The following is an 11,769-nucleotide window of genomic DNA, read 5'->3' as shown; positions in this document are numbered from 1 at the left end:
TGAATGCGCTTTTACGGCTTGCTGCGCGATGATACGATCCCCCGCAGCAGGGATTCCATGACGCTTTTCACGCTTTCCAGCGTAGGTGCGTCTACGATAGCGCCATCGCGGACTTTCGCTTTCACGAAAGGGACCAGCAGGCGCGAGGCATCCGGCAAATCGGCTTCGATCACCCGCAACGTGCCCGTGAGCGATTGGTGCGCCAGTTCGCCCATAGACGATGCCGTGATGAGGGCAACGGGCTTTTTGGACATTTCCATGGAAGAAACCACCCAGTCGAGCGCGTTTTTGAGACTGCCAGGCACGCCCATGGCGTATTCCGGCGTGCAGATGAGAATGCCGTCGGCCGTGCGCAGGAGTTCGCGGAAGGCGGTTACGGTGGGCGGCGGCGTATCGTTGTCGTCGTCCGGGTTGAAATGCGGCAGCTGGGAAAGTCCGTCGAAATGCATGACCTCCGCTTGCCCGGCGTACATCGCCGCGATGATGTCTATGAGCGTATGATTGGTGGATTGAAACCGGGTACTGCCCGATATCGCAAGGATGTTGATGGCCATCAGCAGGGTAAAAATTTTGCTGAAGATAGGTGATTTCATGGCGGTTTCCATTGGTCTCGTCCCCTTGTACATCCGCGTCTTTCACCTGCGGCATTGAACAAAGCATTCCCATTTACGGACGGCTGTTCCCGGATGTGCTCAGCCAGCCGTTTTCCCGGAGCCAGCTTTGGAACATTTGGAACCAGTTGCCGCCGCTGGGGAGATCGGTCAGGGCAAAGCCATGGTCGCCGGTTTGGAGGACGTGCAGTTCCGTTTTGACGTTGTGTCGCATCAAAGCGTTGAAGAACGCGAGCGTGTTTTGGAGCGGGATCACGCTGTCGTCTGCCGCATGCACGAGGAATGCGGGCGGCGTTTTGGAGGAAACGGATTGATCGGTACTGTATTGGCGGAGGGTTTCGGCGGAAGGATTTTTACCGATTAGGTTTTCCCGGGTACGGGGAACAGCGGGATCGTAGATGATGACGGGATACAGCAGCGCCAGGAAATCCGGACGTAGATCGGTGTTTTCCGGGTTGGGAATAATTGTCCTCTCTTGCTGGGTAGCAGCCATGGATGCCAGGTGCCCTCCGGCGGAAAGGCCCATCAATCCTACCCTATGCGGATCAATCCCCCACTCTGCCGCCCGCCGGCGCACGAGCCGGATGGCAGACAGCGCGTCCTGCAAGGGCCCGACCGATTTATCCTCCATGATCACATCACTCGGCAACCGGTATTTGACGATGAAGGCCGTAATGCCCGAATCCGCCAGCGCCCGCGCTATTTCTTCGCAGGCAGGCATCGACAGCAGAAAGTACCCGCCCCCCGGGAAAATGAGCACTGCCGTACCATTGGCCTTCCCTTCAGGCGGAAAGAAAGGAATTAATACCGGCTTCGTGACCATGAAAATCCGTCCTAGGCTGTCCTTTTCAACATACCCTTCCGGCGCGGGCCTCGCATTGGGAATGGCGCCCTCGTACAGCGGGATATCCTGCGCGGTGGCGTGTTGCAGCGAAAAAGCAAGGGAAAGGGCGATGAAGGTCTTTTGTAACATTGCGCACGTTTAACACCCAAATCTACCCAAAGCAGGCGAAGGGCAATATGCAGAAATGCTCAATTTTTCAATGTTGCTGCCGGTAAGCCATTGGCGGTACGCCGTACCTGGCTTTGAACGCCCGGCCAAACGCGGCCGCATTCCCGAACCCGCATTGCCAGGCGATGTCCTGCACTGGTTGGCTTCCCTGCCGCAACTGCTGCGCCGCCTGTTCCAGCCGCACGCGAACGAGATATTGGTATGGCGAGCACCGGAATACGGATTTGAACTGCCGCACGAGCTGCGGAACGGAAAGACAAGCCTCCCTGCCCAGGCGCTCCAGGTCGAGCGGTTCATTGAACGCACTATGCAAAACGTCTCTGGCCACGCACAGCCGCCGGAAAAGCGCTTGCCGCGTAGCGGGCTTCAGTGCCTGTACATCGTGCGTCAGCCTGCGGTCTGCCAGTTGCACACCGGCAAGATCGTGCAGGAGGAAAACGAGTTGTTCGTCGACCATCGCGGCCACATACCCCTGCGTTTCCAGTGAGTGGACAAGCCGTTGCAGGCGATGCTGGATTACCGGCGTCGTATCGTGGAGGTGTTGGAAGAACGAAGGCAGCACGCTATCGGGGAAGAATGGCTCGTCGAGCAGGTACGCCTCCGTGTGCATGGCGGCTGTCAGCACTGCGGCCGCGAAATCGCTTTTAAAGAAAACCGACAATGCATGTGCGGCTCCCGGCCCGGAGATGCGGCAGGAATACGGCTGGTCGTTATTCAGGATGAGGAATTGCCCCGGGCGGACGGTCACCTGCCGCCCGTCGATCCCATACGTTTCGGCGCCATGGAGGAGCGTTTTCACGGAAAGACAGCCAACGTGCTCATCGCAGTGCGCATCGTGGCTTTCGGCGCTGAACACCATGTTGTATTTCCGGAACCGCGCGAAATGCGCGGCTTCGTCGAACTGAGGGTCGGTATGATCGGGCAATCGGGTGATATACATGGAGGGGGCGTTCTGTTTCCAATATTACAGCAATTATGGCATGTTACCGTTTTCCTTCCATCTGCCGGACCGCCTCCCATCCTTCCGGCGTGATCCCCATGATCTCCGTAGCCACGCCCAGCGTTTGGTAAGTATCGAAAAAGGCCATGCGGGCGATCGGATGGTCCACTTCGCTGATAACTGCAAACCCCTGCGCCCGTAATTCCCCGGCAACCTGCCCGAATTCACTGACGGGCAGGCGGAAAGCCATGTGCTGGGTGCCGCCTTCGGGATGGCGGGCGAGGTAGTCGTGGAACATGCTCTGGCCGGTCAGCGGCTGGATAAGCTCGATGAAAGCCCCGCCGTTATAGGTTTGCGTGGTCAGCCAGTCGGCCGCAACGTTGCGGCCGTAATACGTCATTCCCAGGTCCTGCGCGCGGAAGTGCTCCGGTGGCGGAAAGCCCGTGGTCCCGAGGGTTTTCGACAGGAAATCCGCCGCTTTCCGGATGTCGGGGACCACCCAGCCTACCTGCGCGAATTCCAGTTTGGCGAGCATTGAGGGCATTGCATGCATGATCGTCGGGTTTGGTGTATTGGCAAATGTAACGCGGCCCGGGGGCAATTCCACTGTGCTTTTACGCCAATCCGTAGGCAGTTTGCGCCGGAGGGAAAACAGCAAAGCCACGCGGGCCCTGGGGACCGGCGTGGCTTTTTACGATAAAAGTTCACCTACACCGCGGAAGGACGGAACCTTGCGGCGTATGCCTCGTCTTTGCGAAGCGCCTTCACGCCCGTCATCATCCGGGTTTTCGGGTCCCAGACTTTCAACCGGAGACAGGCACGGACATCTTTCGGCCATAAAGTGGTAGTGGTGGCTGCCTGCAGCTCGGGGATCTTTGCGTAAGCTTCCGGCAAACGGTAAAAAGGTATCCGGGCGTTGAGGTGGTGGATGTGATGGAGGCCGATGTTACCGGTAAACCAGGCCATGACGGGGCTCATCACCATGTGGCTGGACGACAGCAATGCCGCATCGTCGTAGCACCATTCTTCTTTCGTATTGAAGACCACACCGGGGAAATTATGTTGCGCATAGAAAAGGTAAGTCCCGATCGCGCAGGCGATGAAAACGGGTGCCAGTACCAGGAGCAGCCATGTGAGCCAGCCAGCCGTCAAAATTACCGCGACCGTCAGGGCCATATGCGCCACCAGCGCGATGAGGGCATCGTAATGGCGGCGGGGACTGGCGAAGAACGAATTCACGCACATCCCGATGATGAACATGAACAGGTAACCGAACAGGATGGTGAGGGGGTGGCGCGTAAACAGGTACATCCGGCGCTCGCCGCGGCTCATGGCCAGGAACCCGTCGATCGTAGCGATGGGGTAAGAACCGATGCTGGCGCTATAGAGTTTTGAATTATGCTGGTGATGGTAATCGTGGGACCGCTTCCAGATGCTGGAAGGGGCGAGAATATAAATACCGAAAATGGTCATGATGGCGTTGGCCGCCGGGCTGTTCTTTAAAATGGAATGGTGCTGGTAATCGTGATAAATAACGAACATCCGGACGATCAGCAGGCCAGAAAGTACACTGAACGCGATCCGCAGACCCAGCCACGGCACCGCAACGGTAGCGGCGAGCGAGGCAATGAGCAGGCATAGCGTAGACAAAGTGTACCACCAGCTGAGGGCACGTTTTTCCTGGGCAAAAGGCTTGGTGGCCAAAATAAGTTGTTTTCCTTCTAACATCACGATATTTTAAACTGTGGCGGGTTCCGGTTTTCTCTTGTGTTTCCAGCGGCGGTGCGACCAGAGCCAGGTGGCGGGCTGGTCAACGATGTCGGCTTCCAGCCGTGCGGTATGAAGCGTGGTGATGTTTCCCGGCGCCTCCTGCGCGGGAGATTCCACCAAAACTTCAGCGGATACGGAATAGTAACCGCGTTTGGTCCGGGTAACGGACACATATACCACCTGGTAATTCATTTTCGACGCGATCCTTTCCGTGCCCGTGAACACCGGCGTGTCCTGGTGCAGGAAATTCACCCACTGGGCAGTGTCCGGCCTGGGGCTTTGGTCGGCGATCAGCGCCGTGGCGTTGATTTCTCCCCGGAGTTTCACCATTTCGCGGAAAGTGTCCTGCATGGCGATGAGCTTGGTGCCGAAGCGCGTGCGCATCCTGTACATCAAACCGTCATAATGCTTGTTGGCCAGCGGATGGTACACTACGTACAACTGCTGCGGGCACAAAATGCTGAACGAATTGCCCGCCCATTCCCAATTGCCCTTATGCCCCATTACCAGTACCACGCTCTTGCCTTCGGCATGCAGCCGCTTGAACAGCGCAACGGTTTCGGGCGTGAGCGCACAATGGCGCAACATGGCGGCTTTACTGATGGTCAGGGTTTTGAAGGTCTCCAGGAAAAGGTCGCAGAAATAACGATAGAAATCACGACAGATCCGGGCGCGCTCTTCCGGCGATTTGTCCGGAAAGGAATTCGCCAGGTTTTGCAGCACAACTTTCTTACGATAACCCACTACGTAGTACAGCAGACAGAAAAATACGTCTGACAAACCGTAAAGGAGCGGAAACGGAAGGATACTGATGAAGTAAACCACCGGCAATAAAAGGTAGTAGAGAAGAATACTCAAAATGGCACAAGTTGTAGGTTGCGATTAAATTGTGAAATTACCTCCCTTAAACTGAATTAAGTAATACTTTCGTGTGATAGACATGATAATATTGTGTTAAAATTGTACAAATCACGGATTTCGACGTGTAATAATTGCAACATTTATTGCGTTTACACCTTCGCTACCGCCGGATATTTTCAATTTGTCTAGTATGATAACGGATATTTTTGATCCGGCCCCTATCCAAAAAAAAATTATTTTTAGCTATTCGCCTTTCCAGATCATGAAAAAATTAGGATACTCCCTGTTCTCTTTACTGCTCGCGGCATTCCACGCTTTCGGCCAGCAAGACGCTAAACTTTCTCCCCGCCAGCTCCGCGACGATCTCGCGTACGTCAAACAACAGATTTATAACGTGCACGCATATCCTTACACGGAAATCGACAAGGCCGCATATGAACGGCTTTTCACGGAGATCGATAACAGCCTGACGGATTCCCTCACCGCCACGGCCTTCATGAAGAAGATAAAACCGCTTTTCGCCCGGCTGTGCGACGAGCACGCCCAGGTATCTTTGCCCGACAACCTGCTGGAAACGCCCTACCGGAGCGGCGGCGCATTTCTGCCCATCACCCTGGCCTTCGACGGGAAAAATTACCGGATCGATAAGATACTCAATGAAGGAAGCCCCCTTCAATCCGGAGACCTCATCACCCAAATAGACCTCATTGACATCGATAAACTGGTGGAACGTTCCGCCGGCTATGCTTCCGGGTATCCCGAACAGCGGTTGGAAAAAGCCCTCAAACAATTCGGCTACCTCTACACCTGGACGCTCCCCGACGCCCGCTTCCATTTTAAAATAACGACCCGGAACGGGAAAACGGTCCGCCTGGCCGGGGTTTCCGCAAGTACCTGGAAAGCCGAGCTCGACCGGCAATCCGGATGGAACGTGGAATGCAAGGATTATGTGTATTATGAAAAGATCGGCGACGCCGGGTACATCAATGCCTGTTCCTTCAACGTCCCGCACCAGGACCTCGACGCCGTCCAGCGCCGGATCGATACGATATACGAACAAGTGAAAGCCGATGCCCCGAAATACCTTTTCATCGATGTGAGCAAAAACAGCGGTGGACAGTCGGTCGTAGGCAACATGCTCATCGACGGGTTCAGCGGAAAACCGTACCGCGGGTACAGTGTAGATTTCAGGCGGAGCGAATCTTACATCAAGCTCCTGAAATCCTGGGGCATGGATGCGCCCGACTATTACAAGGCCGCCAAAGAAGGCGACCTGATCCATATGGGCGGAGATAACGTCAGGCCCGGGGAAAGGCCGGGACGCTTTGCCGGCAAGGTGTTCATCGTGGTAGGCAACGGCACTTTCAGCAGCGCCATGATGTTCGCGACGATCATCAAAGACAACCAGCTGGCCACGATCGTTGGGGAAACGCCTACGCTCGGGCATCCCAACAAATTCGGGGAAATGTACAATACAGAACTGCCAAATACCAAAGTACGGCTGCTCTTCGGCGTGAAAAGGTGGCTGCGGCCCAGCGGGGAAACGGAGCACAATCTGCTTGTGCCCGATCTGCCCATTCCGTTGACCGGCGATAAGGCGCAGCTCATCAAACGAATTCTCGACAAACAGGAAACCGGGACAACGGCGTCCGCACCGCAGCGGTGAGCGTTAAAATTGCAACAATGTTATTATAATAATCAGTCATCCCTTGGCAATTTGCGTTACTTTTGTTCCAGTGAGAATCATCGCCCTCATATTGAGCATCGTGATCCTGGCATTCAGTACCACTACCTGCAGCGACGAGCTGGCCGGCCATGTGACTGAGTCCAGCGGTTATCAGCTGGCGGATGCGGGAACGGAGCACCACGAGCATATGGACTTCTGCTCGCCGCTCTGCGCCTGCGGTTGCTGTGCGGCGTCCGTCATTCTGCCGATGGGGTATCTGATCCCCGTTCAATCCGACCATTCCGCTTTTCACTACTCCGAAATGCCCGCCGGCATCATTACCGATGTTTCCCCGGCAGTTTGGCAACCTCCCCAGGTTTAATTTTCTAACCAACAAGTTTGTATTTGCCGGCACCGGCAATGTGTGATCGTGTATCCGTCAACTTTCGAAGTGAAAACTTTGTTTTGGCGTTAGCTTTCCGTGACGTTGGTGCCCGTTTGCGCAGGGATGTGCTTCGATCTTTGACCGGATGCCGCTGCGTACCCCGTTTTATTCATCGATTTATTGACTATGCTCAACAGAATTATCCATTTCAGTATAAAGAACAAGCTCATCATTGGCCTGTTCACGCTGGCGCTGGTAGCCTGGGGCACCTGGAGCGCGATGCACCTGCCGGTGGATGCCGTGCCAGACATCACCAACAACCAGGTGCAGATCATCACCCAAACCCCTACTCTCGCCGCCCAGGAAACCGAACAACTGGTGACCTATCCTATCGAACAGAGCCTGGCCAACCTCCCCGACCTGGTGGAGATGCGCTCCATTTCGCGGTTCGGGCTTTCGGTGGTGACGGTCGTTTTCGACGATGAAGTCGATATTTATTTCGCGCGGCAGCTCATCGGCGAAAGATTGAAAGAGGCGGAAGAAAATATCCCCAAAGGCATCGGTTCCCCGGAACTGGCGCCGGTAAGCACGGGCCTGGGAGAAGTCTATCAATATATCCTGCACCCCAAAAAAGGGTCGGAAAACAAATACTCGGCCATGGACCTGCGCACGATGCAGGACTGGATCGTGGCGCGCCAGCTCTACGGCACCAGGGGCGTTGCGGAAGTGAACAGCTTCGGCGGGATGCTCAAGCAGTACGAAGTGTCCGTGAACCCGGCGAAGCTGAAAGGCATGAACGTCACCATCGCCGAGATCTTCAACGCACTGGCCAAAAACAACGAAAATACCGGCGGCGCCTATATCGATAAGAAGCCCAGCGCCTATTTCATCCGCGGCATCGGGCTGGTGGGCAATATGGAAGACATCCGCAACATCGTCGTGAAAACCGTCAACGGTATTCCCGTGCTGGTGCGCGACGTGGCGGAAGTGAAGCTCGGCAGCGCCATCCGGTACGGCTCCGTGACGTACAACGGCGAGAAGGAAGTGGTCGGCGGCATCGTCATGATGCTGAAAGACGCCAACAGCGCCGAAGTGGTGAACCGTGTGAAGGAGAAACTCGTCACCATCCAGAAATCATTGCCGGACGATGTGGTGGTGGAGGCTTTCCTCGACCGGACAGACCTGGTAGACCGCGCCATCAGCACGGTGAAGACCAACCTCATCGAAGGGGCGTTGATCGTGATATTCGTGCTGGTGCTGTTCCTGGGTAATTTCAGGGCGGGCATTATCGTAGCGTCGGCCATCCCGCTGGCAATGTTGTTCGCCCTGGGCATGATGCGGCTTTTCGGGGTGAGCGCCAACCTCATGAGCCTCGGCGCGATCGATTTCGGGTTGATCGTAGACGGAGCGGTGATCATCGTGGAAGCGACCCTCCATCACCTCGGCCTTCGCAAAACCACCCACCGCCTCACCCAGGCGGAAATGGACGAGGAAGTATTCGTGTCTGCCTCCAAAATCAGGAACAGCGCGGCTTTCGGGGAAATCATCATCATGATCGTTTACATCCCGATCCTCACGCTGGTGGGCATCGAGGGCAAGATGTTCAAGCCGATGGCGCAAACCGTGGCCTTCGCCATCCTCGGCGCGCTCATCCTTTCCCTGACCTACATCCCCATGATGAGCGCCCTCATCCTTCCCAAACAATTATCCCGCAAGAAGAATTTCTCCGACCGGATGATGGACTTCTTCCACCGGTTGTACCGGCCCGTCCTCGATTGGGCGATCCGCTTCAAAGTGGCCGTGGTAGCGGTAACGGTAGCTGTATTCATATTGACGGTCATGCTTTTCAACCGGATGGGCGGCGAGTTCATCCCGCAGCTCGAAGAAGGCGATTTCGCTTTCCATTGCATCCTGCCGCAGGGAACATCGCTGTCGCAAAGCATCGAAACCTCCATGCAGGCGAGCCGCATCGTCCGCCAGTTCCCCGAAGTGAAAATGGTGGTGGGCAAAACCGGCAGCGCCGAAGTGCCCACCGATCCCATGCCGCCCGAAGCCACGGACGTGATGATCCTCCTCAAGCCCAAATCCGAATGGACGACCGCCAAAACCTACGAAGGCCTCGCAGAAGCGATGCTCGAAAAGCTGGAAGTGATTCCCGGCGTGTTCTTCGAATACAACCAGCCCATCCAGATGCGGTTCAACGAACTGATGACGGGCGTCCGGCAAGACGTGGCGGTAAAGATCTTCGGCGAGAACATCGATACCCTCGCCGCCCTGGCGCCCCGGGTGGCGCAGGTAGTGCAATCGGTACGCGGTGCTACCGAGCCCCAGGTCGAGAAAACGACCGGACTGCCGCAGATCACCGTTCAGTACGACCGTGCCAAGATCGCGGCGTACGGGATGAACATCGCCGATATCAACCAGACCGTCCGCACCGCATTTGCCGGTGAAACGGCGGGCGTGGTTTTCGAGAACGAAAGGAAATTCGATCTCGTGGTGCGGCTCGACAGTGCCAGCCGCTCTTCCATCGACGATGTGCGCGATCTCTTTGTGCCCTTGCCCAACAACAACCAGGTGCCGCTCTCGCAGCTGGCGGATATTTCGTTCCGCGAAGGCCCGGCGCAGATCAGCCGCGAAGAAGGCCGCCGGCGGATCGTAGTGGGCTTCAACGTGCGCGACCGCGATGTACAGAGCGTTGTAAAGGAAATCCAGCAAAAGCTGGCCGCAGCGAATATCCTGCCCGAGGGGTACTATTATACTTACGGCGGCACGTTCGAAAACCTGCAGGAAGCTTCCGGCCGGTTGATGATCGCCGTGCCGATCGCATTGGCATTGATATTTATGTTATTATATTTTACGTTCCGCTCCGTAAAGGAATCGGTGCTGATTTTCACGGCCATCCCCATGAGTGCCATCGGCGGCGTGTTCGCGTTGCTGCTGCGCGGGATGCCGTTTAGTATTTCCGCCGGTGTAGGGTTTATTGCATTGTTCGGTGTGGCGGTGCTGAACGGGATCGTGCTGATCAGTACGTTCAACCAGCTGGAAAAGGAAGGCGTTTCCGATGTGGTGAAACGAGTGATCGAGGGCACGAAGATCCGGTTGCGGCCGGTGCTGATGACCGCCATGGTAGCCTCGTTCGGGTTTTTACCGATGGCATTGTCGAGGGGCGCGGGCGCGGAAGTGCAGCGGCCTTTGGCGACGGTAGTGATCGGCGGCCTCGTTACCGCTACTTTCCTCACATTAGTGGTGTTACCTTTGTTGTACATCCTCTTTTCCGGCAGCTGGAAGTGGAAGCTCCCTTCTGCCGTGGCCACCATCGCGGTGCTGGGGCTGTTGATGTTCCCGCGGGGCGCATCCGCCCAGGATCCCGGTAAACGGATGGGGATCGGTGAAGTGATGGGAATGGCGCAGCAGAACCAGCAATTCGGCATCAACGCCGCACAGCTCAATAAAGCCAACGTGCAGGTCAAATCCGCCGGGATGCTGCCTAAAACGGGCGTTTTCGCGGAGAATGAAGACCTCCGGCCCACAGACCATACCGGTATCCTGAAAGTCGGCATTACCCAGGCCATCGCCTGGCCAGGGCTTTACAAGGCCCAGAAGCAGCTATATGCCGAACAGGCGCGGTACTTCCAGGCCAACGGCGCATTGCTGGACATCTCCGTGAAGCGCGACATCCGGCAGGTATATTATCAGCTTTGGTACCTCAGCGACAAGGAAAACCTCTTCCACCAGCTCGACAGCATCTACAAATCCATGTCCGACGCCGCCGTGCTCCGCGTGAAAGCCGGTGAGAACCCGGGGCTGGACAGTATTTCCGCGCAGGCGAAGCTGCGCGAGCTGCAGGCACAACTGGCGCAGGTGAAAGACGATATCACGATCCAGCAGCAATCGCTCCGGCAGCTACTGAATACCGGCGAGTCCATCCTTCCCGTGGCGCAGCCGCTGGAGAAACTGGCGTTTACTTACGCGGTGCCGGGCTCCGACAGCCTGCATCCCACGCTGGCGCTGCAACAGCAGAACGTGAACATCGCGTCGGCCGGTGTGGCGGTGGCGAAAAACGAGAACAGGCCGGAGTTTTCCGGCAGGTTCTTCAGTCAACGGTTGTATGGCGTGAACGATCCGTTCAGCGGTTTTTCGGTGACGGCTTCTGTGCCGCTTTTCGGCATGGGCGCGTATCGCAACAAGGTGCGCGCAGCCCGTGCAGAGGCGGATGTGCAGCAGAAACAGCTGGAATACGACCGGCAGGTGTTTACGACGCAGCAGGCGCAAATGATGAAAGCCGTCGAGAAAAACGGGCGTATGCTGGCGTTCTACGAAGCCTCCGGGCTGAAGCAGGCCGATCAGATCATCGGCGCCGCTACTCTCGCGTACCGTTCGGGTGAGATCAGCTTCGCGGAACTTTCGCAGTTCATGACGCAGGCCATCACCATCCGCCAAAACTACCTGGACGTGCTCAACAGCTACAACCAGGCCGTTATCCAGTACAACTACTTCAATAATCTGTAAATATTCAAGCTTGCA

General features: G+C 56.3%; 9 protein-coding genes. 3 read left to right on the top strand and 6 right to left on the bottom strand.

All coding sequences use genetic code 11. From position 1 onward, the window contains the following. Positions 1-11: 11 nt before the first annotated feature. The 6 genes from ACQKLP_RS14510 to ACQKLP_RS14485 all read right to left on the bottom strand — a co-directional run bounded on the left by ACQKLP_RS14510 (position 12) and on the right by ACQKLP_RS14485 (position 5,191). Positions 12-593, bottom strand: coding sequence for an NADPH-dependent FMN reductase (locus ACQKLP_RS14510; RefSeq protein WP_427323462.1), 582 nt, complete (start codon positions 591-593; stop codon positions 12-14). Between the two features lie 73 nt (positions 594-666). After that, a complete protein-coding gene (locus ACQKLP_RS14505) occupies positions 667-1,584 on the bottom strand; it encodes an alpha/beta hydrolase (RefSeq protein ID WP_427323461.1) in 918 nt (305 codons plus the stop codon). A 67-nt stretch (positions 1,585-1,651) separates the two neighbouring features. Then, complete coding sequence (locus tag ACQKLP_RS14500) at positions 1,652-2,563, bottom strand: helix-turn-helix domain-containing protein (RefSeq protein WP_427323460.1); 912 nt, start codon at positions 2,561-2,563, stop codon at positions 1,652-1,654. 43 nt (positions 2,564-2,606) lie between these two features. Then, complete coding sequence (locus ACQKLP_RS14495) at positions 2,607-3,116, bottom strand: VOC family protein (protein WP_427323459.1); 510 nt, start codon at positions 3,114-3,116, stop codon at positions 2,607-2,609. Positions 3,117-3,271: 155 nt separating this feature from the next. Continuing rightward, the gene (locus tag ACQKLP_RS14490) at positions 3,272-4,291 is read right to left on the bottom strand and encodes a fatty acid desaturase family protein (RefSeq protein WP_427323458.1); all 1,020 of its coding nucleotides are present in this window, start codon (positions 4,289-4,291) and stop codon (positions 3,272-3,274) included. Between the two features lie 9 nt (positions 4,292-4,300). Continuing rightward, entirely contained in the window at positions 4,301-5,191 is an 891-nt protein-coding gene (locus tag ACQKLP_RS14485) for a lysophospholipid acyltransferase family protein (protein ID WP_427323457.1), read from the bottom strand. Positions 5,192-5,456: 265 nt separating this feature from the next. On the opposite strand from ACQKLP_RS14485, the gene ACQKLP_RS14480 reads away from it, so the two are divergent. The 3 genes from ACQKLP_RS14480 to ACQKLP_RS14470 all read left to right on the top strand — a co-directional run bounded on the left by ACQKLP_RS14480 (position 5,457) and on the right by ACQKLP_RS14470 (position 11,754). Next, the gene (locus ACQKLP_RS14480) at positions 5,457-6,860 is read left to right on the top strand and encodes a S41 family peptidase (protein WP_427323456.1); all 1,404 of its coding nucleotides are present in this window, start codon (positions 5,457-5,459) and stop codon (positions 6,858-6,860) included. Positions 6,861-6,930: 70 nt separating this feature from the next. Further along, a complete protein-coding gene (locus ACQKLP_RS14475; protein ID WP_427323455.1) occupies positions 6,931-7,242 on the top strand; it encodes a DUF6660 family protein in 312 nt (103 codons plus the stop codon). A gap of 189 nt (positions 7,243-7,431) precedes the next feature. Continuing rightward, positions 7,432-11,754: a CusA/CzcA family heavy metal efflux RND transporter gene (locus ACQKLP_RS14470; protein WP_427323454.1), complete on the top strand. Its 4,323-nt coding sequence runs from the start codon at positions 7,432-7,434 to the stop codon at positions 11,752-11,754. Positions 11,755-11,769: the final 15 nt, after the last annotated feature.

This window comes from Chitinophaga sp. NPDC101104, from assembly GCF_050277495.1.
In the GTDB taxonomy this organism is placed as follows: domain Bacteria; phylum Bacteroidota; class Bacteroidia; order Chitinophagales; family Chitinophagaceae; genus Chitinophaga.
This window is presented reverse-complemented; position numbering and strand designations above follow the sequence as displayed.

Excerpts from the sequence above, each read along its gene's own strand:
- ACQKLP_RS14495 (WP_427323459.1), bottom strand. The coding sequence starts at position 3,116 with ATGCATGCAATGCCCTCAATGCTCGCCAAACTGGAATTCGCGCAGGTA.
- ACQKLP_RS14510 (WP_427323462.1), bottom strand. The coding sequence starts at position 593 with ATGAAATCACCTATCTTCAGCAAAATTTTTACCCTGCTGATGGCCATC.
- ACQKLP_RS14500 (WP_427323460.1), bottom strand. The coding sequence starts at position 2,563 with ATGTATATCACCCGATTGCCCGATCATACCGACCCTCAGTTCGACGAA.
- ACQKLP_RS14505 (WP_427323461.1), bottom strand. The coding sequence starts at position 1,584 with ATGTTACAAAAGACCTTCATCGCCCTTTCCCTTGCTTTTTCGCTGCAA.
- ACQKLP_RS14480 (WP_427323456.1), top strand. The coding sequence starts at position 5,457 with ATGAAAAAATTAGGATACTCCCTGTTCTCTTTACTGCTCGCGGCATTC.
- ACQKLP_RS14490 (WP_427323458.1), bottom strand. The coding sequence starts at position 4,291 with ATGTTAGAAGGAAAACAACTTATTTTGGCCACCAAGCCTTTTGCCCAG.
- ACQKLP_RS14470 (WP_427323454.1), top strand. The coding sequence starts at position 7,432 with ATGCTCAACAGAATTATCCATTTCAGTATAAAGAACAAGCTCATCATT.